The 26673-nt window shown below is 41.2% G+C and carries 21 protein-coding genes, 1 other RNA gene and 1 riboswitch; of the genes, 4 read left to right on the forward strand and 18 right to left on the reverse strand.

The window, feature by feature from the left end; translation table 11 throughout:
* The first annotated feature begins 556 nt into the window (after positions 1-556).
* Positions 557-1429 (forward strand): D-amino-acid transaminase, encoded by an 873-nt coding sequence (gene dat / locus ACFQ19_RS07115; RefSeq protein ID WP_379591384.1) that lies wholly within the window; start codon positions 557-559, stop codon positions 1427-1429.
* A gap of 728 nt (positions 1430-2157) precedes the next feature.
* Here the strand turns inward: dat and carB are convergent.
* The 18 genes from carB to proB all read right to left on the reverse strand — a co-directional run bounded on the left by carB (position 2158) and on the right by proB (position 22600).
* The gene (carB, locus tag ACFQ19_RS07120) at positions 2158-5385 is read right to left on the reverse strand and encodes a carbamoyl-phosphate synthase (glutamine-hydrolyzing) large subunit (RefSeq protein WP_379591385.1); all 3228 of its coding nucleotides are present in this window, start codon (positions 5383-5385) and stop codon (positions 2158-2160) included.
* An 18-nt stretch (positions 5386-5403) separates the two neighbouring features.
* Complete coding sequence (locus tag ACFQ19_RS07125; protein WP_379591386.1) at positions 5404-6591, reverse strand: acetylornithine transaminase; 1188 nt, start codon at positions 6589-6591, stop codon at positions 5404-5406.
* Positions 6584-7381: an acetylglutamate kinase gene (gene argB, locus ACFQ19_RS07130; protein ID WP_379591387.1), complete on the reverse strand. Its 798-nt coding sequence runs from the start codon at positions 7379-7381 to the stop codon at positions 6584-6586. Before argB ends, ACFQ19_RS07125 begins: the two co-directional genes overlap by 8 nt.
* Positions 7382-7390: 9 nt before the next feature.
* Positions 7391-8611: a bifunctional ornithine acetyltransferase/N-acetylglutamate synthase gene (gene argJ / locus ACFQ19_RS07135; RefSeq protein ID WP_379591388.1), complete on the reverse strand. Its 1221-nt coding sequence runs from the start codon at positions 8609-8611 to the stop codon at positions 7391-7393.
* Between the two features lie 17 nt (positions 8612-8628).
* A complete protein-coding gene (argC, locus tag ACFQ19_RS07140; RefSeq protein ID WP_379591389.1) occupies positions 8629-9666 on the reverse strand; it encodes an N-acetyl-gamma-glutamyl-phosphate reductase in 1038 nt (345 codons plus the stop codon).
* A 224-nt stretch (positions 9667-9890) separates the two neighbouring features.
* A complete protein-coding gene (locus tag ACFQ19_RS07145; protein ID WP_379591390.1) occupies positions 9891-10850 on the reverse strand; it encodes an alpha/beta hydrolase in 960 nt (319 codons plus the stop codon).
* Positions 10851-11237: 387 nt separating this feature from the next.
* A complete protein-coding gene (locus tag ACFQ19_RS07150; RefSeq protein WP_379591391.1) occupies positions 11238-12053 on the reverse strand; it encodes a cytochrome c oxidase assembly protein in 816 nt (271 codons plus the stop codon).
* A gap of 472 nt (positions 12054-12525) precedes the next feature.
* Positions 12526-13041 carry a DNA-deoxyinosine glycosylase gene (locus ACFQ19_RS07155; RefSeq protein WP_379591392.1) on the reverse strand — a complete coding sequence of 172 codons (516 nt, stop codon included), beginning with the start codon at positions 13039-13041 and terminating at the stop codon, positions 12526-12528.
* A 26-nt stretch (positions 13042-13067) separates the two neighbouring features.
* Positions 13068-13628, reverse strand: coding sequence for a maltose acetyltransferase domain-containing protein (locus ACFQ19_RS07160; RefSeq protein WP_379591393.1), 561 nt, complete (start codon positions 13626-13628; stop codon positions 13068-13070).
* Positions 13629-14027, reverse strand: a complete 399-nt coding sequence (locus ACFQ19_RS07165; RefSeq protein ID WP_379591394.1) for a hypothetical protein — start codon at positions 14025-14027, stop codon at positions 13629-13631.
* A gap of 123 nt (positions 14028-14150) precedes the next feature.
* Complete coding sequence (locus tag ACFQ19_RS07170; RefSeq protein WP_379591395.1) at positions 14151-15455, reverse strand: nucleobase:cation symporter-2 family protein; 1305 nt, start codon at positions 15453-15455, stop codon at positions 14151-14153.
* Positions 15452-16039: a xanthine phosphoribosyltransferase gene (locus tag ACFQ19_RS07175; RefSeq protein WP_379591396.1), complete on the reverse strand. Its 588-nt coding sequence runs from the start codon at positions 16037-16039 to the stop codon at positions 15452-15454. Before ACFQ19_RS07175 ends, ACFQ19_RS07170 begins: the two co-directional genes overlap by 4 nt.
* 113 nt (positions 16040-16152) lie before the next feature.
* Positions 16153-16254, reverse strand: a riboswitch (purine riboswitch).
* A gap of 934 nt (positions 16255-17188) precedes the next feature.
* Positions 17189-17938 (reverse strand): SDR family NAD(P)-dependent oxidoreductase, encoded by a 750-nt coding sequence (locus ACFQ19_RS07180; RefSeq protein WP_379591397.1) that lies wholly within the window; start codon positions 17936-17938, stop codon positions 17189-17191.
* Between the two features lie 209 nt (positions 17939-18147).
* Positions 18148-18335: non-coding RNA, 6S RNA (ssrS, locus tag ACFQ19_RS07185), on the reverse strand.
* 158 nt (positions 18336-18493) lie between these two features.
* Complete coding sequence (locus ACFQ19_RS07190; protein WP_379591398.1) at positions 18494-19096, reverse strand: 3'-5' exonuclease; 603 nt, start codon at positions 19094-19096, stop codon at positions 18494-18496.
* A gap of 6 nt (positions 19097-19102) precedes the next feature.
* Complete coding sequence (locus ACFQ19_RS07195; RefSeq protein ID WP_379591399.1) at positions 19103-20059, reverse strand: MBL fold metallo-hydrolase; 957 nt, start codon at positions 20057-20059, stop codon at positions 19103-19105.
* Positions 20060-20237: 178 nt separating this feature from the next.
* Positions 20238-21485, reverse strand: a complete 1248-nt coding sequence (locus tag ACFQ19_RS07200; protein ID WP_379591400.1) for a glutamate-5-semialdehyde dehydrogenase — start codon at positions 21483-21485, stop codon at positions 20238-20240.
* Positions 21482-22600, reverse strand: coding sequence for a glutamate 5-kinase (proB, locus tag ACFQ19_RS07205; protein ID WP_379591474.1), 1119 nt, complete (start codon positions 22598-22600; stop codon positions 21482-21484). The genes ACFQ19_RS07200 and proB overlap by 4 nt, the downstream gene beginning before the upstream one ends.
* Positions 22601-23489: 889 nt before the next feature.
* Here proB and ACFQ19_RS07210 point away from each other — a divergent pair.
* From ACFQ19_RS07210 to ACFQ19_RS07220, 3 genes are all read left to right on the forward strand, one after another.
* Complete coding sequence (locus ACFQ19_RS07210; RefSeq protein ID WP_379591401.1) at positions 23490-24254, forward strand: NRDE family protein; 765 nt, start codon at positions 23490-23492, stop codon at positions 24252-24254.
* Between the two features lie 63 nt (positions 24255-24317).
* Positions 24318-25661, forward strand: coding sequence for a cytochrome ubiquinol oxidase subunit I (locus tag ACFQ19_RS07215; protein WP_379591402.1), 1344 nt, complete (start codon positions 24318-24320; stop codon positions 25659-25661).
* Positions 25658-26671: a cytochrome d ubiquinol oxidase subunit II gene (locus ACFQ19_RS07220; RefSeq protein WP_379591403.1), complete on the forward strand. Its 1014-nt coding sequence runs from the start codon at positions 25658-25660 to the stop codon at positions 26669-26671. The genes ACFQ19_RS07215 and ACFQ19_RS07220 overlap by 4 nt, the downstream gene beginning before the upstream one ends.
* The last annotated feature ends 2 nt before the right edge of the window (positions 26672-26673 follow it).

Below are 26673 nucleotides of genomic sequence, written 5' to 3' on the forward strand. Positions count from 1 at the left end.
GAATTATTATAGCAACGCATTCGATAAAAATCAACAATAAATTTAATTTTTTTCATAAAAAATAGGCTCTTCCCCAAAAAAATGAATAAAAACAAACATACATATAAATTGAACTAATAAACCTATCTTTTGTGCTTAAACAATGAAGTTATTTATTTTAGGATTAAGCACTATAACTAGCGGAGGAAAAACACGGAGACTCCTGTGGGAATGCGCAGTGTGAAGACCCCGCAGAAAAAAGCGAACTTCTTTTTTCTACCCGCGGGGCATAAGAGCGACTTTGCTTCTGTCAGCGCCTGACGGCTTGCCAATCAGCAAGTCTTCTTTAAAGGAGGCTGAGGACAAGCCCACGGAAAGCGTAGTGTTTTTCCGTAGCGAGCAACAGAGGGTAAAATATTAATTTCAACTTATACAGCGAGAATAACTTCCCCTATCAGCACATATACTTCTACGATGCCTGACATTTTCATACAGCACCTTATCTGTTTACAATTTTCTGACCGCGTAATAAACTAAAACTATTATGATGTTTCCCAAGATGAAAGGAGATTTTTTCATGTCTTTATATTCAACTATTCTTAGCCAATCAGATTTTGTTGATAAGAATAGTCTCAGCTACCCGTTTGAAGAAAGAGGATTACAGTTTGGCGACGGCGTTTATGAGGTCATTCGTATTTATAACGGCGAATATTACCTCTTGACAGAACATGTCAACCGACTCTTCCGTTCTGCCGAAGCTATCAAAATTAACATCCCTTATCATAAAGAAAAAATGACGGAACTGTTGTATCAATTATTAGAAAAGAACAACATGCACACCGATGGAAAGGTGTATCTGCAAATCACACGCGGTTCTGCTCCCCGTGATCATGCCTTTCCACATGAAGTCACACCAAATATCTATGCCTACCTCCAGGATTTGCCCAGAAACGAAAAGCTATTGGAAAATGGCGTAAAAACGATTTCGCAGCGTGATGTCCGTTGGGAAAACTGTTATATCAAAAGTTTAAATCTGCTTCCGAATGTTTTAGCAAAACAAACGGCAAAAGAGAATGATTGTTATGAAGCTATTCTCCACCGTGATGGCGTGGTGACAGAATGCAGTTCGTCCAATATTTATTTAGTAAAAGACGGAAAAGTGTACACGCATCCAGCTACGAATAATATCCTGCACGGTTGTGTACGCATGGCAATAGAGCGCTTTTTAAAAGATGAAAACATTCCATTGATTGAAGAAGCCTTCCAATTAGAAGACATCCAGTACGCAGACGAAATGTTTTTATCCAGCAGCACTTCAGAAGTATTACCAGTTACCCAGGTTGATCGTGTTGTAATTGGTAACGGCGAACCCGGAAAAATCACCCGGACATTACAAAAAGCATATGAACAAGACGCTAAAATCTCCGATAAATTAATAAAAAACGTGTAATAGCAGGTAAGGTATAAGGCGACCGCTGCGGCGGACCGTTTTGCTTTCCGACGTACAGGACGTACTAGTGCAGACGTTGCAACAGGACGTTGCGACTTTAGTCTGCCTAGGGGCACGCTCTTCAGCTAACTTTTGCCAAGAAGAGCACTTGGCAAAAGTGGATCTTCAGATGGTGCTGATCCCTCAGGAGTCAAAACGGTCCGCCTCCGCTAGTAAGGTATTCTATACATGAAATAGTTGAACAAATAAATGATTGTTTATTAATGCTGAAAAGCCATTATTTCATCTAAATTCATCAAGATGTTATTTCTTCCAAACGCTGTAGCATCCTATTAGAGCGCAGGCCAACCACGTAGACTCCTAGTCGGCTAAGACCGGTCACGTCCTGTGACCAACGGCCGACACTAGGACGTCCTGTCCGTCGTGGGAACAGGGCGAGCTGAAGATTCACTTGAAAAGCGGTCTTCTTTTCAAGTTAGCTGAAGCCGTCCCCATGGAAAGCGGAGTGGTTGGCCGGAGCGGAAGCTATACATCATATCCTGTTCAAAAATAAAAAGATGATTGAACGAAAAGCAAGCATGATAATAGAAATCATGTTCATCCTGGTACAACAAGATTTATTGGTTTAGTGATATATTTTATTACAAGATTTATATTCATTAGATCATATAAAAAGAGGCTGCCGCACAATTCATAACCTAATTGTGCGGCAGTCTCTTTTATCATCCTCATGAACTTATACTGCTCTCTTTGTACAATGTCTTTATATACTCCTGCAATGATTGCATATCTGCATTCTCTAAATACGGATATTGCCAGACCAGTTTTGCTGTTTCCAGACTTGTGAAATAAGGTATATTTAATTGAATACATAACTCCCTGAGCTGGAAACCGAACCGTTCTTTATCTCTGCCGATGCTTGGAACATTGACCACGTATCCCGGCGGATCTTGTAAAAACAGCTCTTTCAGATGACCTATTTCCCGATTTACTGCAGTAGAAGGAATTTCTTTCTCCTTCAAATAATCACTCGTTCCTTGAGTAGCCATCATTTCTGCTTTTTTGGCGATTTCCTGCATCAATGGAATGCTTTCTTCCTTATGATGATCGCTAATTGATACAAACCATTTTTTCGTGTTATTTACCTTATGGGGAGAAGGTATAACCGCTTTTCTTATCGCCTTTTTCAATGATACATCCATGCCTATAGCTTCTCCGGTGGATTTCATTTCCGGCCCTAAAATATGGTCCACACCTTTTAATTTATTTTTAGAAAACACCGGTGCTTTTACCGTGTAATATTCCGGCTCCTGATAGGCAGCGAACTCCTTCATAAAATGGTGCAGCGATTCGCCTAATTGCGCATTAACGGCTAAAGCCACCAGCGGAATTCCGGTTACCTTGCTGATTACCGGAACCGTACGGGAGGATCTCGGATTTACTTCCAGAACATACACTTCATCTTTATAAAGAACAAACTGGATATTCATCATTCCAATAATCGGAAGCTCTTTGGCAATCTTTTTAGATATGTGAGAGACTTGTGTTTTTTGCTGCTCTGTTAAGGTGACAGCCGGAAACACACTCGTGCTGTCCCCGGAATGAACCCCTGCTTTTTCAATATGTTCAAAGATTCCTGGAATAACCACGTTTTCTCCGTCACTGACTACATCTACTTCACATTCTAATCCTGGCATGTAGGAATCCATCAATAACGGCCAGCACTGGTCATACGTATCTATCTGCACTCTTTGCACATTACTGATAAGTTCTTCTTTGTTGTAGCAGACAAACATAGACTGTCCGCCAATGACATAAGATGGACGAATCAAAACTGGAAAACCTAACTGATGCGCCGCTTCTTTTGCTTGTTCCGTATCATGAACAATTTCTCCTTGAATATGAGCAACGTTTAATTGTTCCAGGAAAGCATAGAATTGTTCCCTATCTTCCATTTTATCCATATTTTCAGGCGTTGTGCCTACAACAGAAACACCTGCTTCTTGTAACTGCTCCATCAGATTAATCGCTGTCTGTCCGCCAAATTGAACAAGGACATCTTGGATATTCTCTTTTTCTATGACATTCAACACATCTTCCAAGGCAAGCGGTTCAAAATAAAGACGATCCGCCACGGTATAGTCAGTGCTTACTGTTTCTGGATTATTATTGATCATAACCGCTTCATAACCAGCTTTCTGCAGCGCCTGTACAGCATGCACAGAGCAGTAGTCAAATTCTATCCCCTGTCCGATACGGATCGGGCCAGAACCGATTACCAGTGCCTTCTTCTTATTCGATACCGGATGTACTTGATTGCCGCCTGACCAGGTAGAATAAAAATAGGTTGAATTTTCACCTGAAGTACCAGGGCAAGTATCCACAAAACGATATTGAGGCGCTAGCCCATGCTCTTGATAAAATAGACGAAGAGCGGCCGGTTCGATATCGAGAAGTTTAGCTAACTGGACATCACTGATATTATATTGCTTTGCCCGTAAAATCTTTTCTTCTGTGATATTCTCCCAGCCGGTTGCTGCCATTTCTTTTTCCAATTGAATAATCGCCGCTATCTTTTCCAAAAAATAAGGTTGAATCAGCGTCCGTTCCGCTATTTCAGTAACGGTATATTGACGCCAGAAAGCTTCTCCAATAGCAAAGAGACGTAAATCATTCGGTTCTGTCAACAACGTCATTAGCGCTTCATCCGATTTTTCTGCAAAGGTTGGCCAAAGCAAAGATTGAACATGCATTTCCAAGGAACGAACCGCTTTATTTAATGCACCTTCGAACGTTTTCTCTAACGACATAACCTCCCCAGTTGCTTTCATCTGGGTGCCGAGGGTACGGTCTGCTTCGGAAAACTTATCAAACGGAAAACGCGGAATTTTTACAACAGTGTAATCCAAGTCAGGGGTGAAATGAAGGTAGGTTGCTCCGCTGACAGGATCGACTAATTCATCCAGCTGATAACCTACTGCACATTTTGCTGCCACTCTAGCAATTGGATAGCCTGTTGCTTTGGAAGCCAAAGCAGACGAACGGCTGACACGAGGATTAACCTCGATAATACAATATTCATTCGTTTCCGGATGTAAGGCAAACTGAATATTGCAGCCACCAACCACTTCCAGGGCACGAATAATTTTTATGGATGCCTCACGTAATATTTGGCTTTGCTCCGCTGTTAATGTCTGTGTTGGGGCAACCACAATCGAATCACCTGTATGCACACCAACGGGGTCTACATTTTCCATGTCACAAATGATTTGACAAGCATCATTTTCATCACGCATGACTTCGTATTCAATTTCTTTCCAGCCCTTGATACTGCGTTCTACCAGCACCTGTGTGATTGGACTTAAATGCAGGCCTTGTGCCAACAATTCACGGAATTCTTCTTCATTTTTCGCAAATCCGCCGCCTTCTCCGCCTAATGTATAAGCAGGACGCAGAATAACAGGATAACCAATGTGCTCCGTAAACTGCAACCCTTCCTCTATACCTGTCACGATTTGCGATTCAGAAATCGGTTCCTGAATGGAAATCATTAAATCTCTGAATTTCTCTCTGTCTTCTCCCTTTTGGATTGAAGCAATGGAGGTGCCGAGTAAGGATACACCATGTTTTTTTAGAATACCTTTATCATGGAGTTCCAGAGATAGATTTAACCCTGTTTGTCCGCCTAATGTTCCAATTAAACCATCCGGCTTTTCCTGCTCAATGATTTTTTCGAGCGCCTCTACTTCTAATGGTTCTAAATAAACCTGATCAGCAATCGTTTCATCTGTCATAATCGTGGCAGGGTTATTATTAATGAGCACGACTTCTAACCCTTCTTCTTTTAAAGCAAGGCAAGCTTGTGTCCCCGCATAATCAAACTCTGCCGCCTGCCCGATAACAATCGGTCCCGAACCGATCACAAGCACTTTTTTAATCCCCGGATGTAATGGCATACACTATTCTCCCTTCTTTTATAATTCTGCTGCAATAGCCGTTAGCACACCGATAAAAGTGAATAACTCCTCTTTATCTGTAGTTAATGGAGGCAAGATACGCACGACATGGTCTCCTGCTGTTAACACAAGAATCTGCTTTTCTCTTAGTTTCTCAACCCAGGTGCCTGCTTTATTGGTTACTTCCAGCCCGATGAGGAATCCTTTTCCTCTTACTTCTTTCACAAGCGTATTGTTCTCAACCAGCTCATTTAATGCTTCTGTCAGCAGAATGCTTTTTTCTTGCACATCTTGTAAAAAGGCTGTATCTGCTATTTGATCCAATGTAGCGAGTCCAGCTGTTGCTGCCAGCGGATTTCCGCCAAAGGTGCTGCCGTGGGTACCTGGTGAAAAACTGTCTGCAGCTTTATTTTTTGCTGCTAACGCCCCAATCGGAAAGCCGGAACCCAACCCTTTAGCCAGTGTTATCGCATCTGGTTCGATATCATATTGCTCGTAGGCAAAGAGGGTCCCCGTTCTGCCCATTCCTGTCTGAATCTCATCGACCATCAACAAAATATCCGCTTCCTTGCAATAAGTATCGAGCGCTTGGACCCACGCCGCGTCTGCCGGGTGAACGCCCCCTTCTCCCTGCACAAGTTCCAATAATACGCCTGCTGTTTTTTCCGTATCTATCTGTTCAATAGCTTCCATCTGATTAAAAGGCAGATAGGTGAAACCGGGAGTTATTGGCGTAAAACCGTTATGAATTTTTGTTTGTGCTGTCGCAGCCATGGTTGAACCTGTTCTTCCGTGAAACGAATTGGAAAAAGTAACAATTTCCGTTCTTTCCGGCTTTTGATGATCCTTAGCATATTTTTTTGCTAATTTAATAGCTGCTTCATTTGCTTCTGCTCCGCTATTACAGAAAAATGCCTGGTCAAAGCAGCTTACAGAAACAATCTTTTCAGCCAATGCTTCCTGCTGCGGAATCTGATATAAATTAGAAACATGCCATAAATCATCCAATTGTTCTTTTAATTTTGCCTGTACTTGGTCTGGTACATGCCCCAAACTGCATGTTGCAATTCCCGCTGTATAGTCGAGATATTTTACGTCCTGATCATCCCATACATAACTTCCTTTTCCTTTTAAAATGGTAAGCGGCAGACGCTGATAGGTTTTCATTAATGCTGATGATGTCGTTGCAGTATTCAAATCAGACATGCTCAAACTCCTTTTCCTTTAAAATAGTTCCTACTTTTTCGCCATTTAAATATTTCAATATATCATCGGGCTCCAAACCGTTTAAAATAACGGATTCCTCTACACCACCTTGTAAACTTGCCAATGCAGAGCGTACTTTCGGTATCATACCGCCATAAATAACGCCGGAATCAATCAATGCTTCGGCATCCGTTCTCGTCAAATGATGATGGAGGATTTCTTTTTGATTAACTGTTTCCATCACACCGGGAATATCACTGATAAGAACGAGCCTGCATCCCAACGCTTCGGCTACAGCTCCAGCAGCTGTATCGCCATTTATATTTAAGCGGGTATCCCCTTCACCGGAAGCTATCGGCGAAATCACCGGGATACCGCCTGCATTCAAAATCATATCGATCCAGGATGTTTCCACTTCAGTAACCTCTCCGACAAAGCCCAACTTCCCGTTTAGAATCGGTTTGGCCTGCAGCAGGTTACCGTCCACCCCGCTTAATCCGATCGCTTTCCCATTTTGTTTTTGAAATAGGCTGACAATACGCTTGTTAATGGTTCCGCTCATCACCATTTGTGCAACTTCTAACACTTCTTCTGTGGTAACACGCAATCCATCGACAAAGGTACTTTCAATGTTCATCTGTTCCAGTGCCTGATTAATTTCCGGTCCGCCGCCGTGCACAATCACAGGCTCACAAATCTTTTTTTCTTTCAAGTCAATCAGCAGCTCATAAAAGGATTTCGGGAGTTCCTTCAAAATACTTCCGCCTACCTTGAACACTACTTTCGTCATAAGAACACCTCACGTTCGATAGGATGCATTGATTTGTACATAATCATAGGTTAAATCACAACCCCATACCGTTGCTTTTTCCGAACCTTCTTTCAGGCTGATAAAAATGTGGACTGTATCTTTGACCAGTTCTTCTACACAATTCGGTTCATGGAAGGAAAGTAATTGTCCTTCTTGGATAATCTGTTCCGATCCGATAGATAGGGATAAGCCGTTTTTATCAAAAGGAATACCGCACGTTCCTAGTGCACTGATAATTCTTCCCCAATTGGCATCTTCTCCATAAATAGCTGTTTTCACCAAACTGGAACCGATCACCGCTTTGGCCAGCCCGGCTGCATCCTGTTCCGAGGCAGCTCCTTCCACTTCTACTTCAACCAATTTGGTCGCTCCTTCGCCATCCTTGGCAATCATTTTTGCAAGTTCGCGGCTGACAAATTGCCATGCTTGCATAAATTGTTCCCATTCGGGATGCTCAGGATATAACGTTTCATTTTGTTGCATGCCATTGGCTAATACAAGCACCATATCATTAGTACTGCAATCGCCATCTACAGTAATACGGTTAAATGACTGATTGGCAGTTTGTTTTAACCCTTGCTGCAGGCTGGCAGTATCGACTTTCGCGTCCGTTGTCATGAAGGATAGCATCGTTGCCATATTGGGATGAATCATTCCTGATCCCTTCGCAGCACCGGCGATGGTGACAGTTTTTCCGTCTACTTCCACTTCCACTGCAATATGTTTTGTTTTGGTATCCGTAGTTAAAATCGCATGTTCGAAATCATCGGCTGCTTCACTTTCACCAATCCGTGCGATTGCTTGTTTAATCAAATGCATCGGCATCATCTCGCCAATCACACCGGTCGAAGCAACTGCTACCAAGGAAGGGTCAACTCCTATTTTCCCCGCAGTCAACTGCTGCATTTGCACTGCATCCTGGTAACCTTGTTCTCCGGTATATGAGTTTGCATTTGCTGAATTCACCACCACTGCTTGAAGCTGATCGGAAGCTTGTAATGCTTCTTTAGTAATTTCAAGCGGAGCAGCTTGGAATGTATTCATCGTATAAATACCCGCTGCATTTGCCGGAACTTCGGAATAAATCCAGCCGAAGTCAAGCTTGGATTTACGCAGACCGGCGTGTATACCACCTGCTGTAAACCCTTTTGGCTGATCAATATGTGCATTTTCCACTATTTTAAATGACTTCGATAATGTGTGTTCCATGTGTTTTCCTCCTCTTATTATGGAAATACCGGAATAAATTCCAATCCCATTGTTTCTTCCCAGCCGTTCATCAGATTGGCATTATGAATTGCCTGACCAGCTGCTCCTTTTACTAAATTATCAATCGCTGCAGCAATCACAATACTGTTAGTCCGTTCATCTACATATGCGCCAATATCACAGTAATTACTGCCTGTTACCCCTTTTGTTGCCGGAAATTGCCCTTCTGGTAAAATACGGACAAAAGGTTTTTCCCGGTAATAATGCTGTAAATGTTCCAAAATAGACGCCGTTGTTTCTTCCTGTTTCATATCTGCATATATCGTACACAGTAAACCTCTGGTCATTGGAATGAGGTGTGTTGTAAAAGATACTTTCACGTCTTCATTCGTGAACCTGGAAGCATAGCGCTCTATTTCAGGAATATGCTGATGCTTTCCAATTTTATAAGGAACCACATTTTCATTTGCTGAAGAGAAATGGGCTTTTTCACTTAACCCTTTCCCAGCTCCGGAGATGCCTGTCTTTGCATCAATCCGAATACCTTCTGTATGGATTTTATCACCGTCGATAAGCGGAACTAATGCAGATAAAGCTGCAGTCGGAAAGCAGCCTGGATTGGAAATAATAGATGCTGCTTTGACTTCTTCAGTAAAAATATCACTGAGTCCAAACACGGCCTTTTCTAAAACAGCGGCATCAGCAGGCTCTTTCCCGTACCATTCGCTATATTCTTCCGGGGAAAGCCGAAAATCACCGGACAAATCGATGCACTGGACAGAAGTACCTTGAAAGGAAGGAATGATATTTTTAGCCACACCCGCCGGGGTTGCCAGGAATAAAATATCAATCTCTTTTTCTAACACTTCTGTATCTAAAGATTCCATTTCTGTCGTAACTATACCGGTCAGGTGCGGATACGTTGCTGCTAAATCCTCTCCTGCCTGTGATTGGGATATAATTTTCGTAATCTCTATTTCTTTATGTGCTTGGAGAAGCCGGATAAGTTCAATCGCCCCGTATCCTGTTCCGCCAATAATTGCTGCTTTCTTCAAAACACTCTCTCCCTTATCTGAAAAATGAATTATTCATTATTATAAATTTTTATGTATGTTTATGCAAGGGAATTTATAAATATTAATTAAATTTCTTCAAATTATCTATTCTTTCGTATGATAAGTGTATTAAAAAAGGCGTTGATTCGCTTTATACAGCTAACGAATCAACGCCTTTTTTATATATGCACTTTTTGCAGCAGGTTTCCAATTATGCATGGTGTTTACTTTATGAAACGCTCCAGAAAGCTATCCAGCGTCTCTTTATACAGTTCTTCGTCTTTCACAAAGGATTCTCCATGGCTCGCTTCGTCCACAAGCAACAGTTCTTTTTCGCTGTTGGTATTTTCATAGAGTTCCTCTGTCATCTCAGTCGGTACAAAGACATCCTCTTTTCCATGAATATATAATATGGGTACGTCTGCTTTTGCAACTTGATCTAAAGCAGAGGCTTCCTTCAGCCCATAGCCGGCACGAATCTGCGTTACCAGACTCGTAGACGGAATAAACGGAAAAGAAGGCAAATGGAACATCCGGTCAATTTGATAAGAGAACAGATCATTCACATCTGTATAGGATGCATCTGCCACAACTGCTTTTACATTTGGCGGGAGTTCTTCTCCACTCGCCATTAAAACAGAGGATCCTCCCATGGAAACCCCATGTAACACGATTTCAGCATCATCACCAACATGTTCGATAATTTCATCAATCCAATGGATTAAATCAATACGGTCATGCCAGCCAAAACCAATATAATCTCCCTTGCTTTCACCGTGTCCGCGCATGTCTGCCGTAAATATATTATATCCTAAGTCTTCATAGTAATGCTGTCCATATAAAGACATATCTTCCCCTCTGCCCAGATAACCATGAGCGAAGATAACCACTTTATTGGTAGGCTGTTCCGCCTCCAGATAATATCCCTGTAAATCAAGCCCGTCATAAGAAGCCTGATGCCATGTTTCAAACGGCTGTTCATCCGACCAATCCCGCCAATCGCCGTCTAATAATACGTCCATGGTTTCTGCTTCTACTTCCAGGTCATCATTATCATTTAAAAAGTCTTTTACATTACGTTCAATAGCGAGATTATAAAAGAAAATCGCTGCTGCAAAGTTTATAATAAGGAGTAGAAGGACTACTCCGGAAATAATCCAAATCCATTTTTTCTTTTTCCTCACCTTTTGACCCTCTTTTCTGTCTAACAATCTCTTTATCCATTATACAAGAAAAAAACTTCTGCGTATCATCCAAGTTATGGGAAGTTGCCTGGTAGTTTGAGATATTTTAAATTTTAAGAGCAGCAACCACCGCGAAAAAAACTGCGCTATTAAACGGTTAACTTAACTAACGCACCTAAAAGTAAGCATGTAAACCTAGCTGTTCCGGTATGAACATTGTGTATAGCTTCCGCTCCGGCCAAACCCTCCGCTTTCTATGGGGACGGCTTCAGCCCCAGCCCAAGGAGTCACGGTTTTAGCCTGCAAACCACTTAGGAGTATCTGTGGTTTGCTTCTGACACACAAAAACAGCAGAACTGCCTTTGAAGCTCTGCTGTTTAATATCTATCATTTTATCTTATTTTTTAACTGTCTTTGTGACCAGACCAGTGTAATCACGGATATCAGCGCAATACTGAAAAGGAAAATTAAAATCCCCATCTGCTGTTCATAGACCGGATCAAAAGGCAGGAAGCCGGTATAAAACTCATCCGGCATCTGTAAATCAACCGGAATGCAAACCCTTAAAGATTCCAAAAAAACAGCAGGGTCATTGTAAGTCTGGTAAATCCCGGTGCTCGACAAAAGGCCATAAAAACAGTACGGCAAAAAGGCAGATATTTGAATAGCCATGGCGTACCATCGAACTCGGTTTTCCAGCCAATAATAGAAAAAAGCAGACCAGAAATTCATTGCAGCCATAAACAGACCCAGCATAAAGAAATGATTCCAATATAACTCGATACGGGCAATATCAAACATAAACGGGGTATGGTACCCGTAAAAAAAGATGGTTAACAAAACAATCGCTGTTGCCGGTTTCCGGAGAAAAGCCAGCGTCTTTTGTATCCAGCTGATTTTTTGGCTGATCCAGGATTTTGGCCGCCATCCAATCACCAGCAGAGGCGCTGCAATAAATAATAAACCCACAATTTGATACATATGTGCCTGCAGCGTTAATCTGCCAATAATATTTAACGGACTGCCTGCAGCCAAAAAGAGAACCACCATGCCAAGGAGGAAAGAAATAGGGTGTAACATACCGCTCTTGCCGCGGGATGGAATCATAAAAAAATAACCAACTATGATAAATGCACAAAATAAAAAGATTCCACCATTCCATAACGTTGAAAAATGAAATTCATCTAAAAATATTGCAATCATATCTTCTTCACCAAACTTTTTTTAGGTTATCTCCATCTTAAATTATGTAACGGCTAACTTCAGCAGGGAATTCGTACAATTTCTTGACATTCGCCTTCCGAACTTTCTTGGAAGTGTATATTACAGATTACATGCTCCAATATCTTTTACGTTATATCATGCGTTACGGCAAATATCGCAAGCTGTATCCGTTCATGTCATTCTATCTTTTATAAAATAACAGAAATATGGTTTTTTACTATCCCAATGAACAAATACAATTCTGCAGCAATTTCTTCATTTGTTTTGCCCTGGCCAACTCATTTGGCAATCTCTCTTTCTCTCAGTCAGGTCAATATCAAGGTCAATTTCGGCTGTAGCACTTGTGTTTTAGATTGCTTTAATAATTTCGGCATAACCTTAGCAGTTACCTCATCATGCAATACCAGTCCGCCCTTCATTACACTGTAAACGGCTTCGATAAGCTTTTTACTTACGATTTCGTTTCATCTAAATAGGTTTCAATCACACGCCAAACTTCTATCTTTTCTTCAAATGATTTATTATATTTCCCAGGAATGGGACTGGTGGAAGGAAGTTTGAGAACATCTATTTCCTGTTCCAGCATGGGAGTGATATACTTTTTAAAACTGTGATAGGCCTTAGTTCCATTACAAGCAATCAGCTGAATTGATGGATATTCTTTTAACAGTCCGGCAATATCATTTGGTTCTTCTTCTTCAATGTGCATATCAAGACTTCCCTGCCGGAAGCAATATCCGATTGTATCCCATAAAGCCAGCTGATGCTTTTGGATAATCTCTATTTTTTCAGAATACGTTACAGCTGCTTTTTCATTCAGAATACGATACATCATTGGCCAGAAATGATTACGGGGATTTCCGTAGTATTCTTGCTCTTCCAATGATTTTTTACTCGGCATGGATCCGAGAATCAATACTTTAGGTTTTGCACCAATAATCGGCGCGAAGGATTGCAGTTTATCCATATCTTCCCTCCCTGGTACATGCTATCCTACAGTTCTATCGTTTTAATAAACGCAGCCGGATTTCCTCCATAAATAACATTTGCAGGTACATCTTTTGTCACGACAGATCCAGACGCAATCACGGCATTATCCCCAATGGTTACGCCGGGATTAATGATGGCGCCGCCGCCAATCCAGACATTGTTACCGATGGTCACCGGTTTCCCGTATTCTTTTCCAGCATTACGTTCTGCCGGATGGATCGGATGTGTTGCTGTATAAATATGTACCCCCGGTGCCAGCATGCAATTATCACCGATTCGTATCGGACAAATATCTAACATGACACAATTAAAATTTGCATAAAAATGTTCTCCAACATGGATATTATAGCCATAATCACAATGAAAATCAGGCTCAATAAACAGGGACTCTCCTGTGGATCCAAATATCTCTTTTAGACAGTTGGTGCGTCTGACTGTATCGTCCTCTGTCAATCCATTATAATACCGTATCATTTTCCGGACATGCAGCCGATCTTTTACTAATCCGTTATCTTCCGGATTATATATTTCTCCTGCCTGCATTTTCTCTTTTTCTGTTAACATTTACATCTCCTCTTTCATGTTGTTATTATTTCGTTTTTGTTTACGGTTTTTAAACCATTGAATCATACGTTTTATTTTGGGAACAAGAAACGCAAATAAGCGTTTAAATTCCGGACCAAACAGACACCAGAAAAGGATATACAGATGCCCTAATAAAAGAAACACACCCATTCCGCTTCTTCCTCTGGCCTGCTGCCATATATAAGCTATTTCGTCCATCCCTTCCGGACGGTTAATACTATATAAAAAACTCACAAGAGGTAATAAAAGAGATAAAATAATAGCGGTCACAGCTAATGCTTCATATCTTCTTCTGACCCACTGAATGATGCCAATGAGCAGTGCAGCTGACATAACAAAGCCATAAATAAGAAGTGTACTGGTTGATAAATCTGTCATATCTTGAGTTCCTCCTTCCATTTGCATGAATATATACTTTGATTTTAGCTTACTATAAGCCTGAATTCCAGTAATCTATGAAATCAAAGAAAAAACTGCCACCTGAGTGACAGTTTGAATTCATTATAATGCTTCTTTTGCCAGTTCACCTGTTCCAGCAGTTTGTTTTTCCTTTTTACGCCTTGGGGTCATGTTAAAAATAATATTTAACACAATCGCCGTAACACTTCCTGCCACAATACCGTTGCTGGTTAAAATTTGCAGGGAATTCGGAAGTACTGCAAATAACTCTGGTACAACGGTAACGCCCAGGCCCATGCCAATAGAACATGCAATAATCATCGAATTCTCAGAGGACTCTGATATGACCGTACTAAGCATTTTTATACCTTGTGCAACGACCATTCCAAACATGGCTAACATGGCCCCGCCCAAGACAGAGGTTGGAATAATGGTTGTTATCGCAGCAATTTTAGGAACGAATCCTAATACTACCAGCATACTTCCGGTAATAACAATCACGCTTCTTTTTTTCACGCCTGTCATCTGCATTAAACCGACATTTTGAGAAAAAGCCGTGTATTGAAATGCATTAAAAATCCCTCCGAGAAAAATCGCTAAACCTTCTGCCCGGTATCCTCTGGATAAATCTTTCTCTTTTAAATCCTTGTCGGTAATATCGCCTAAAGCAAAATACACACCTGTCGATTCGACCAATGACACCATCGCAACCAAAATCATCGTAATAATAGCCGACCATTCAAAAGTTGGTGTTCCAAAATAAAATGGATGAATCATATGGAAATAAGAAGCATCAGCAACAGCGGAAAAATCTACTCTTCCCATCACAGCGGCAGCAATTGTCCCTGCACCTAATCCAATTAATATGGCGATGGATTTTAAAAAACCTGTTGTAAATCGATACATTAAAATGATAAACAATAACGTTCCAAAACCAAGCGCAATATTCGCAGTGGAGCCAAAATCGGCAGCTCCCTCTCCGCCGCCTAAGTTATTAATCGCTACAGGAATTAACGTAATTCCAATAATTGTTACGACTGAACCAGTGACAACTGGCGGGAAAAAACGGACTAGTTTTCCAAAAAAGCCGCTCACGATGAAAACAAATAAACCAGATACGATAATCGCACCATAAACGGCCGTGATACCATACTGTCCGCCAATAGCAATCATTGGCGCAACAGCAGTAAAGGTACACCCTAAAACAACCGGCAAACCAATACCGATAAACTTACTATTTAACACCTGCAGCAGCGTAGCCACGCCGCACATTAAAATATCGATTGCTACCAAATAGGTTAATTGTTCTGGATTCAGCCCTAAAGCATCTCCGACAATGAGCGGTACTAAAATGGCACCGGCATACATTGCCAACAGGTGCTGAAAACCTAATGCTGCCATTTTCATTGCTGGCGGACCTCCTCTTTAAAAACCACTTGCTTGTTTTCTAAGGAGTCGATAATTGCTAATGATTCCACCTTCACCCCTTTATCGCGAAGTGCTTGTCCACCTTCTTGAAAACCTTTTTCAATAACGATACCGATTCCGGCAACAGTCGCCTCTGCCTGTTCCGCAATATCCATTAAGCCCAGCGCTGCCTGTCCGTTTGCCAGAAAATCATCGATAACCAGCACCCGGTCATCCGCTTGAATAAAATCATGGGATACAGAAATTTTACTGGTGGTCTGTTTGGTAAAGGAATAAACATCAGCTGTTAACAGATTATTGGTTAATGTTAATGATTGGCGTTTCCTTGCAAAAATAACTGGAACGTCAAGCTCCAGCCCTGCCATCGTTGCAGGGGCAATACCGGAGGACTCCAGCGTAAGAATTTTAGTTATATTTTTATCACGGAACCGATTCGCGAATTCTTTGCCGATTTCCTGCATAAATACAGGGTCGATCTGATGATTTAAAAAGGCATCCACTTTTAGTACGGTATCTGATAAGACTTTTCCCTCTGCTACAATTTTTTCTTTCAATAAATCCATGAATGATTCCTCCTAATGTAAAAAATTCCGAAAATCTCCTTTTATGGAAAAGTAGATTTTCGGAATTTTTGTCGAATAATCAAGCAAGCGTGTATTATTTTTAGACATGATACATGCTTTTTATACTTTTCCATAGTCAGTTTATTTACGGTAAACTGGTAGAAACTTGCAGGCCATATCCCCGCGATTATATGAAAAATATTCATTTTGTATTGGGTTAAAAATAAAGAATGCCTATAGTATAGCACGTACACGCACAAAAACAAGCATAAGAAAAAAATTAAAATCTTTCTAACAATTCCGATTTAATATTTTAAAAGGTTGTCCTTAATTGTTCCATTTTAGCGAAATCAGACATCGATCTCTGAAGTGCTTTTTATCATAACTCAACTAACGCACTTAAGAATAAGCATATAAACCTTGCTGTTCCAGAATGGACATGATCTCTATTATCATGCTAGCTTTGATTTCAATCATTCTTTTATTTTTTGAACAAGATATGGTGTATAGCTTCCGCTCCGGCCAAGCCCTCCGCTTTCTATGGGGACGGCTTCAGCTAACTTGAAAAGAAGACCGCTTTTCAAGTGGATCTTCAGCTCGCCCTGTTCCCATTGGAGTCTACGTAGTTTGCCTGCGCTCTAATAGGATGCTACAGCGCTTGGAAGAAATAACATCCTGATAAAGCGAGATGAAATAATCGCTTTTTAGCTTAAATAAACCATCATTCTGGTGCTTCAAATGATTGCATAACAGCATGAATCATTCATATCGAGAATAACTTTCATGCACAGAAAGGAAAGATTGCGGAACATTTTTACCATGCAACACGATAAATGTGTTCTTCCTGATCTACTTTTATTTGTTCAGCTATTTCATGCATAGAACATCCCACTAGCGGAGGCGGACCGTTTTGACTCCTGAGGGATCAGCACCCTCTGAAGATCCACTTTTGCCAAGCGCTCTTCTTGGCAAAAGTTAGCTGAAGAGCGTGCCCCTAGGAAAGCAAAACGGTCCGCCGCAGCGGCCGCCTTAAACTCTACCTTTCCCTTTATCCTTAGGTGTATGGAATAAAGAAAGTTACTTTTTAAAGTCCAAAAGTTGAGATCATAAAAAGAGCCTCCCGTTACCAGGAGACTTTCTTTATGACTATTATACACTTGTATAGCCGCCATCAACCAGTAAACTTGAACCTGTAATAAAGGAAGCTTCATCACTTGCTAAAAACAACACCGCATTGGCAACTTCATCCGGCTCTCCAAGTCTGCCGATTGGATGAAGACTTACAAGATCTTGTCTCATTTCATCCGGAGCGTCTTTTAATAACGGTGTATCAATGTATCCAGGGTTCACATTATTGACCCGTATGCCTTTTGCTGCATACTCGGCTGTGGCTGTTTGAGTCAGCAGCTTCACACCGCCTTTTGCTGCAGCATAGGCGCCAACGCCTGCTTTTCCGACAAAACCATGAATGGAATCATTATTAACGATCGCACCGCCATTGTCTTGTTTTAACATTTGCTCGATGGCATATTTATTAGTTAAAAATACACCTGACAGATTGACATCAATTACCTTCTGCCACTCTTCAAAGGATAATTCATGAATTGGGGTGCTGGTTCCAATTCCCGCGTTCGCAAATAATACGTCCAATTGACCATACTTCGCAACAGTTTCATTTACCAAATTTTGTACGTCTTCCTCTTTGGACACATCCGCTTCAATAAAAGTCGTTTCCAGACCTTGCTGGTTGAGCTTATCTGACAACGCTTTTCCTGTTTCAGACATATCGGAAAGCACGACCTTTGCTCCCTGTTCAGCGAATTTTCTAGCAGTGGCTTCGCCGATACCGCTTGCTGCACCTGTAACAATAACTGTTTTTTCATCAAATCTACTTGGCATTTCTATTTCTCCTTCCTGTTCTCAAAAAAGATAATACATTACACTATTATAATTCCCGGTCCAGTAAGAACTAAACGTTGACTTTAGCCAACGTTAATTAAACTGTCCGCAGCCGTTCACAACATGATGAGGTTTAATATAAACACCCATGCAACCAATAAATCCCGGTAACTGAAATTGTTACCGGGATCTTAGACAATCTATTATGTACACAGGCCACATTTGCCGTATCGTGCAATAAAAAGTTTTTAACCACCACTTCGCAAAGTGGGTGTCCGCAGAAATCTTCCTGTCTTCCATTCCTTTATGACGGCTCGACATTTTAATTTCGATGTAAAACTCCCTATTCCAACTTTAGAGGTTAAAACTTTTATGGATACGAACAACGTAGCTTGTAGTTTATATCATACGCTTTTTTGATAAAAAAGGCAAGCACATGGACAGCCTAATTTTTTCTTTTTTTACAGGAAAACAGCGTCAATTGCATACTGTTCTCTCGACTTGGAATGCCATGTTTAACTAGATTTTTCATGCAGGTATTTGTCTCTCCCGTTATCATAAATGCAGCTTTGTCGGGCCTCTTCCTGACTTCGGTTTAGCATTTGTTTTTCGATTATTTCTCTTTGAAGCGAGCCACCTTTCCAGAAAGTACTCTGCTCCTCCCTCCTGCTGAGCTTCCAGTGCTTTCATCAATATAAGCGCCGATGTCTTAGCATCTTCCAAGGCATGGTGATGAATAAGTGGAATATCATGATAATTGGCCACTGTATGCAGACGGTGATTGTCTAAATACGGCCATACACGCTGGGATATTTTCACGGTGCATAAAGAGGTAAAATCGGGATTCCTTAAATCGTATTTTAGTAAAGACTGCCGCAACACGCTCATGTCAAAGCTGGCATTATGCGCCACAATGACATGTCCTTCCAGCCTTTCTTGCAAACTTGGCCATAAATCTTCAAAAGTAGGTGCATCTTGTACATCTTCCTCTTGAATACCATGGATGCGAATATTCATGCTGCGAAAATCGCTCTTCGGGTTAATCAGGGAATAATATTCATCAAAGATTTCCTTTTCATCAAAACGAACGACGCCAATTGAACAGGCGCTGTTTCTTTTTTCATTGGCTGTCTCAAAATCGATTGCTGCAAACTTCATCGGTTATCAGCTCCTAATAGCTTCTAAATCTGTTGCGGGAAGTCCATAATAGTTCTTCCCTTTTGTAGTCTGCACTTTCACTTTTGACTGTTCTTCCAAATAAATCAATCTTGTCAGGGTGGCCATAAATTGACTTGCAAAAGCCGCGTTTTTCATTGGCCCATATGCTTTCGTCGTTAATTTAAAAGCAGTCATTTCATCTTCTGTCATCAGCTCCAACAATTGCTCCAGCCGCTTCTCATGACGACGGTATATATCTATTATCCGTTCATCCAGATTTTCGATCATATCGCCATGACCCGGCAAAGCCAATCGAACCGGATAGTCTTTCAATGCAGTCAATGCTTCCAGATAATCTTCCAATGGATTATATTCTTCTCCCATCCACAGTCCAATTACCGGGGAAAGATAATTTAATACATGATCGCCGATAATCATTATCTCTGATTCCGGCTGATAAAAGCAGTAATGATCCGGTGCATGGCCTGGTGTCCATACCGTTTGGTACAACCGGTTGCCGAGTGTAATTGCATCATTGTCATCAAAAAACCCGTCCGGTTCAAATTTAAAAATATGAGATTGATCTTTTATTTTTATTGGAATCGGCGGAGCACCATGCTTTTTTATTAAGCGTTTCATCCGATTTTTCCGTGCTTTTGCATCGCTGCCTTTACGCATTTCTTCATACCCGCGCCGGGATACATATACTGGAATATTATATATTTCTTGAAACCAGCGCGCTAAGCCGATATGATCCTCATGCGTATGTGTCAGGACAAGCTTTTCTATTTTATAGGTGCTCAACACACGTTCCCACAGTGTTTTCGTTTCTGGTGCATGGATTCCTGTATCAATGACGGTGTAGCCATTGTCTCCTTTAATAAGATAACTGTTCACCTCTCCCATTGCCCCTTTAAAGCGGACCAGAAGGCGGTAAATATCATCGGTTATTTGCTCTATCATGTTACATCTCTCTTTTCTACATCTCTGTATACTATATATTTTATCGCTATTTGAAGTATTTGCAAAACAAAACTTATCAGCTGAGCAAGATTGTTTGAAGAGCTGGTTTATCATGAACAGCTCAGGCTGTCGAGAGTTTCCCGACAGCCTGAGCTGTTAAATCATTATCCATTTTTATCTATTCCCGAATCTGTCCGTCACCGGAAACAATAAATTTATTCGATGTTAATGCTTTTAATCCCATTGGGCCTCTTGCATGCAGTTTTTGTGTGCTGATGCCGATTTCCGCGCCAAAACCAAACTCAAAACCATCCGTAAAACGGGTGGAAGCATTATGATATACCGTAGTTGCATCTACTTTTTGCTTAAAAATAGATGCATGATCCGCTGTTTCCGTAATAATGGCTTCAGAATGCTTGGTACCATACGTATTAATATGATCGATTGCTTCATACACATCTTCTACAATTTTTACGCTGATTTTCAGATCAAGGTATTCTGTTCCCCAATCTGTATTGGCTGCTTCCTGCACTAGAGGAACTTTGTCCACTACTGGTGTATCGCCATAGACTGTAACCCCTTTTTCAATCAAAGCACTGATCACTTCTTCTCCATATTGATCAAACCAATCGGATTGAATCAGCAGAGACTCGATGGCATTGCAGACAGATGGACGCTGTAACTTGGCGTTTAACGTAATTGCCTTTGCCATGTCCGGCTTTGCAGAATCGTCTATATAGACATGACAATTACCAGCACCCGTTTCAATCACTGGTACACGGGATTCTCTGACGACAGTGTCAATAAGTGTCTTGCCGCCACGCGGAATAAGCACATCTAAATAATCGTTTAACCGGAATAATTCACTTGCGGTCTCTCTGCTGGTATCTTCAATTAATTGAACTGCATCTGGGACAACCGCACTGTTTGCTAGCGCTTCATGAATAATTTTGACAATTGCCAGATTCGAATGAATCGCAGAGGAACTGCCGCGCAGGATGATCGCATTTCCTGTTTTCACTGCAAGTGCTGCTGCATCAACAGTGACATTCGGTCTTGCTTCATAAATCATGCCGACAACACCGATAGGAACGCGTGTATTGTCAATCTCAAGTCCATTATCCTTCTCTATCGTTTCCATCACTTCGCCAATTGGATCTGTTAAATCAATCACCTGTAAAATAGCATCCGCAATATCTGTAATCCGCTCTTCTGTTAATTCCACCCGGTCAAGGATGGATGGAGATAACCCTTTCTCTTTTCCAGATTGAATATCCAATTGATTAGCAGCAAGAATTGCTTTCTCATTTTTTCTTAATCCTTCCGCAATCTTTGCTAATGCGTCATTCTTTTCCTTTGTTGTGCATATTCCAATTTGATAGCTGGCTTTCTTTGCAAGTTTTCCTTTTTCAATGACTTCACTCATGATAATTCTCCTTTCATTGTCGCAAATGATACCCATTTGTCGCGGTGGATGACTTCAATAGTTGGTACAGTCTGTATATACGTAGATGCACGCAATTTCATAACAGCTTCTAATTCTTCAGAGGAACATTTGACCTGTCCTCTTCCTAATAAACCGGAATTTCCATAGACTTCGACAACATCTCCACGGGCGAAATACCCTTCTACTGCGGTAATACCGGGGGAAAGCAAACTGCTGCCATGATGCATTAATGCATTTTCTGCTCCTTCATCAATGACTACACGTCCATCTAACTGGGAATGCAAAGAAATCCACTGCTTATTCGCAGGCAGATGTACTTTTCGTTCACTGTCAATATAAGTGCCATCGCCTTGACCATTTAATATAGCTGTCAGTTTCTCTTTCCCGTGGCCGCGTCCGATAAATACCGGAATTCCTACAGAAGATGCCATCTTAGCAGCTAACAATTTCGATTTCATTCCTCCTGTGCCTACCTTGGACCCTGTTGCTTCTGTTTGTTCAATTAAATCTTCACTCAGTTTCATTAAATGATCATATCGTACAGCATCCGGATGCCTATTCGGATTTTTATCATATATGCCGTTGATATCTGTTAACAGCACTAAGTGATCGGCATGAATTAAGCCGCCCACTAAAGCAGAAAGCATATCATTATCTCCAAATGTGAGCTCATCGATCGCAATCGTATCATTTTCATTAATAATTGGTATAACGCGCCGCTCCAGTAATTCTTCCATTGTCGCATACGCATTTCGATATCTTCCCTGATCGGAGAAATCACTTCTGGTTAACAGAATTTGGGCAGCCGTAATATCGTATGCTTTTAATTTTTCCATATAGGTCTGAATCAGCAGCCCCTGTCCGACTGCAGCAGCTGCTTGTTTTCCTTTTTGTGTAACAGGTCTGGAAGAATACCCCAATTGTTTAAAGCCGGCAGCTATTGCTCCGGATGAAACTAAAATCACTTCCATATTATGCGCATGCAATAGTGCCAGCGCGTGTACATGATCTTCCAGCTGTTCTTTATCAATTTCGCCCTGCGTATTGGTCAACGAGCTGCTGCCTATTTTTACGACAATACGTTTTGCTGCCATCATTCTTTCACCTCTCACTTTCTAAAAAACATGTCGATGAAAATAAAAAAACTCCTCCATCCCCTGATAAAAACGAAGGGACGAAAGAGTTTACTTCCGCGGTACCACCACAACTTAAATACGATGTACAAAATCGCATTTCACTTATTCCAAGATAACGTTTGGAAAACGCTTATGTTTGCATAAGACTGATGAAGGCAGGTTCGATAAATCAACAATGAGGAATCTTACAGCTTTGGATAGATGCAAATAAAGAAACATTTTTCCTATTGCTTCCATCCTCCAATTCCATCTCTGACATTGTGATGGCTTACTTACTAATCCTTCCATAACGTTCTGCGATTCAAATATGATTGATATTTATTATCATCAGAAATCTTCACTTTGTCAACCGGTAATGCTGTCTTCTTTTCAAAAACATACATATTGATTCTAAAATATCAGAAAAGTATACTGGAGACAACAAATATATACTGAAAATATCGTAGTTTTTTCACCGAACTCCATGGAGAATAAAATACTGTATTTTTGCTAATAACAACCGCTCCGGCCAAGCCCTCCGCTTTTCATGGGCTTCTCCGCGGTTGCCCAGTGCTCTAATAGGATTCTACAGCGCATGGAAGAAATAACATCTTAATGAAATTAGATGAAATAATAGCTTTCATGCGCAGAAAGGACTAATTGCTGAACATTTTTACCATGCACCACGAAAAATAGGTTCTGTCTGATCTATGTTTATTTGTTCAGCTACTTCATGCATAGAACATCTCACTAGCGGAGGCGGACCGTTTTGACTTCTGATAGGAAAGCGGAAAGCGTCGTTTAAAAACGTAACAACTGCGCCCCCGATCTTTGGGGGTGATTATACAGAAAGAGGGTGCTATATCGAATGTGTTTAATTACTTTTGCTTATCAGGCTCACCCAAAATATAAATTTATTTTACTTAGTAATCGAGATGAATTTTATCAGAGACCGACATTGCCTGCTTCTTTTTGGGAAGATAAACCGGATATTCTGGGCGGAAGAGATTTACTGCAGTCTGGAACTTGGCTGGCTGTTTCAAAGCAGGGAAAATTCGCAGCAGTGACAAATTTTCGTGATCCTTCAGTCCCAGACGCTAAGAAATTCTCTCGCGGAGAACTTCCGGTAGATTTTTTGTTACAGAATAATGGCAATGAAGCCTTTTCACATCAGCTTTCAAAAAATCGTCATAACTACGCTGGATATAACCTTCTTTTCGGTGACAAAGATTCACTGTATCACTATAATAATGTGTATAACCAAATTATTCAGATTGAACCTGGGATACATGGATTAAGCAATGACACACTGAATACAGCCTGGCCCAAAGTCGAACGTTCAAAGAGCGGCCTGGCCGATTATCTGCAAACACATACAGACGTGCATACAGAAGACTTATGGTCCTTGTTAGAGGATAAAACACAGGCTGATGATAAACACTTACCACAGACTGGAGTTGATAAGGATTTAGAAAAAGCACTGTCTTCTATCTTTATTGACACACCGGATTATGGAACTAGAGCATCGACTATTTTATGTATCGATTATCATCATAATCTGACTTTTATTGAAAGGACATATGGTCAAGAAGACAAGGTGCAGCAAAATGAATTTTATATTCCATTGGATTAATTAATTGGTCAAAGGGAATGTTAAAATACAGACAGTTTAAAAACGCATAAAGGAGGCTGACCTATGACCTTATTTGAAGATCCGGCATTTGCCAGCAGAATGCTAACGCTGTTGACATTATCATTTCATATTATTTACGCCACAATCGGTGTCGGAGTTCCGCTCATGATTATGCTTGCACAGTGGATCGGCATCAAAAACAATGATCAGCACTACCTGTTGATGGCCAGACGCTGGGCAAAGGGATTTGTTGTTACTGTTGCTGTCGGCGTTGTAACAGGGACAGCTATTGGACTCCAATTATCTCTGTTATGGCCAAGCTTCATGGAATTAGCGGGAAACATCATTGCTCTTCCGCTGTTCATGGAAGTATTCGCCTTTTTCTTTGAAGCAATTTTCTTAGGCATTTATTTGTACACTTGGGATCGTTTTGACAATCCAAAAAAACACTTGCTGTTATTAATCCCAGTAGCTGTCGGCGGCGGCATGTCGGCTTATTTCATCACAGTCGTCAATTCATTTATGAACAGTCCGGCCGGCTTTGACCTGGTAAACGGAGAATTGGTCAATGCCAATCCGCTGTTGGCGATGTTTACGGTATCGATGCCGACAAAAGTGTCTCACGTGCTGTCTACAGCTTATATGACGATTGCCTTCATGTTTGCAGCAATCGCCGCGTTCCGGCTGCTGCAGAATAAAAATCAGGAATACCACAAAAAATCCCTGCATATGGCCATGAAGGTCGGTTTAATCTTTGCAGTTGCAACAGCTTTAATAGGTGATTTATCTGGGAAATACTTAGCAGAACATCAACCGGAAAAGCTGGCTGCAGCGGAATGGCATTTTGAAACATCGACAGAGGCACCGCTTGTGATGTGGGGCGCATTAGATGAAAATAATGAACCGCAATATGCCCTGCATGTTCCGTATGCTTTGAGTATCTTGGCACATGGATTTCCAAGCTCGGAAGTAACCGGTTTGGAAGAATTCCCGGCGGATGAACAGCCGCCGCTTGTTATTCATTATTTCTTTGACACGATGGTAACCATCGGCATGTTTATGATTGCCTTATCGCTGCTTTACTGGTTTGGTATGCGGAGAAAATGGGCTTTTGTTGAAAAACCTTGGTATCGCCGGCTTATCGTTGCAGGCGGACCGCTTTCCTTCCTGGCCATTGAAGCGGGCTGGTGGATGGCGGAAATGGGCCGTCAACCATGGATTTTAAGAGGACTGATGACGATTGAAGAAGGCGCAACAACCAGTGATTATGTAGGCTGGATGTTCGTGTTATTTGCCCTCCTTTACCTTATCCTCGGGGTCGGTACAGTTGTCGTATTACGACATATGTTCCGAAAAAACCCGGTAGAAAAGGATTTAGAACGCATGCAAGGTGGTGATCCATCATGATAATGGAAATTGTCGGTATCTCCGTTCTTTGGTTATTCTTATTTGGTTACATTATTGTTGGGTCGATTGATTATGGAGCAGGTTTTTTCAACGCCTATAGCATCGTTACCGGAAAACAGCATATTCTTTCTAAAATTATTCAGCGTTATCTGTCTCCTGTGTGGGAAGTTACCAACGTATTCTTCGTCTTTTTCTTTGTCGGGATCGTCGGTTTCTTTCCAGAGACGGCATACTATTTCGGAACCGTTCTGCTGGTTCCAGGCAGTCTGGCTTTAATTTTACTAGCTATCCGCGGTTCTTATTATGCATTTGAATCTTATGGAAAGCAGGGTCACAAAGGCTATGCCATTATGTATGGCTTATCCGGATTGCTTATACCTGCTTCTTTATCCATTGTGCTGACCATTTCAGAAGGCGGATTTGTCTCTATAGAAAATGGCAATCCGGTCTTAGATTACAGTGCCTTGTTCTTCAGTCCGTTAACCTGGTCCATTGTTGTCCTGAGTATCATCGCTGTACTCTATATATCCGCCGTATTCTTAACTTGGTATGCCAATGAAACGGGAGATAAGGATGCAACAGATCTCATGCGCAAATATGCATTAGGCTGGTCCGTTCCTTTAATTCTTGCCGCTTCAGGAATTATTGTGGAACTCTATTTCCATAATGCATCGCATTTTGACAGCCTTTTGAGTTTATGGTGGATGTTCGCCATTTCCTTTATTCTATGGATATTTACGGTCGTACTGATTTGGAAACGCCGTAATTATGGAACTGCTTTTTGGCTTCTGACCGGACAATTCGCCTTTGCATTCTTTGGATACGGAATAGCACATTATCCATACTTGTTATATCCGCATGTCAGCATCCATGAAGGATTTACCAATCCGGCCATGGCTATCTCGCTGATTGTGGCCTTTATCTTAGGTATGATACTGCTTGTTCCGTCCCTGTATTTATTACTCAAGTTGTTCCTGTTTGATAAAAACTATATTAAAGGAAAGAAGTGATG

It is taken from the genome of Oceanobacillus locisalsi (genome assembly GCF_042675985.1).
In the GTDB taxonomy this organism is placed as follows: domain Bacteria; phylum Bacillota; class Bacilli; order Bacillales; family Amphibacillaceae; genus Oceanobacillus; species Oceanobacillus locisalsi.

Excerpts from the sequence above, each read along its gene's own strand:
- dat (WP_379591384.1), top strand. The coding sequence starts at position 557 with ATGTCTTTATATTCAACTATTCTTAGCCAATCAGATTTTGTTGATAAG.
- carB (WP_379591385.1), bottom strand. The coding sequence starts at position 5,385 with ATGCCATTACATCCGGGGATTAAAAAAGTGCTTGTGATCGGTTCGGGA.
- ACFQ19_RS07125 (WP_379591386.1), bottom strand. The coding sequence starts at position 6,591 with ATGTCTGATTTGAATACTGCAACGACATCATCAGCATTAATGAAAACC.
- argB (WP_379591387.1), bottom strand. The coding sequence starts at position 7,381 with ATGACGAAAGTAGTGTTCAAGGTAGGCGGAAGTATTTTGAAGGAACTC.
- argJ (WP_379591388.1), bottom strand. The coding sequence starts at position 8,611 with ATGGAACACACATTATCGAAGTCATTTAAAATAGTGGAAAATGCACAT.
- ACFQ19_RS07150 (WP_379591391.1), bottom strand. The coding sequence starts at position 12,053 with ATGATTGCAATATTTTTAGATGAATTTCATTTTTCAACGTTATGGAAT.
- ACFQ19_RS07155 (WP_379591392.1), bottom strand. The coding sequence starts at position 13,041 with ATGGATAAACTGCAATCCTTCGCGCCGATTATTGGTGCAAAACCTAAA.
- ACFQ19_RS07160 (WP_379591393.1), bottom strand. The coding sequence starts at position 13,628 with ATGTTAACAGAAAAAGAGAAAATGCAGGCAGGAGAAATATATAATCCG.
- ACFQ19_RS07165 (WP_379591394.1), bottom strand. The coding sequence starts at position 14,027 with ATGACAGATTTATCAACCAGTACACTTCTTATTTATGGCTTTGTTATG.
- ACFQ19_RS07170 (WP_379591395.1), bottom strand. The coding sequence starts at position 15,455 with ATGAAAATGGCAGCATTAGGTTTTCAGCACCTGTTGGCAATGTATGCC.
- ACFQ19_RS07175 (WP_379591396.1), bottom strand. The coding sequence starts at position 16,039 with ATGGATTTATTGAAAGAAAAAATTGTAGCAGAGGGAAAAGTCTTATCA.
- ACFQ19_RS07180 (WP_379591397.1), bottom strand. The coding sequence starts at position 17,938 with ATGCCAAGTAGATTTGATGAAAAAACAGTTATTGTTACAGGTGCAGCA.
- ACFQ19_RS07190 (WP_379591398.1), bottom strand. The coding sequence starts at position 19,096 with ATGAAGTTTGCAGCAATCGATTTTGAGACAGCCAATGAAAAAAGAAAC.
- ACFQ19_RS07195 (WP_379591399.1), bottom strand. The coding sequence starts at position 20,059 with ATGATAGAGCAAATAACCGATGATATTTACCGCCTTCTGGTCCGCTTT.
- ACFQ19_RS07200 (WP_379591400.1), bottom strand. The coding sequence starts at position 21,485 with ATGAGTGAAGTCATTGAAAAAGGAAAACTTGCAAAGAAAGCCAGCTAT.
- proB (WP_379591474.1), bottom strand. The coding sequence starts at position 22,600 with ATGGCAGCAAAACGTATTGTCGTAAAAATAGGCAGCAGCTCGTTGACC.
- ACFQ19_RS07210 (WP_379591401.1), top strand. The coding sequence starts at position 23,490 with ATGTGTTTAATTACTTTTGCTTATCAGGCTCACCCAAAATATAAATTT.
- ACFQ19_RS07215 (WP_379591402.1), top strand. The coding sequence starts at position 24,318 with ATGACCTTATTTGAAGATCCGGCATTTGCCAGCAGAATGCTAACGCTG.
- ACFQ19_RS07220 (WP_379591403.1), top strand. The coding sequence starts at position 25,658 with ATGATAATGGAAATTGTCGGTATCTCCGTTCTTTGGTTATTCTTATTT.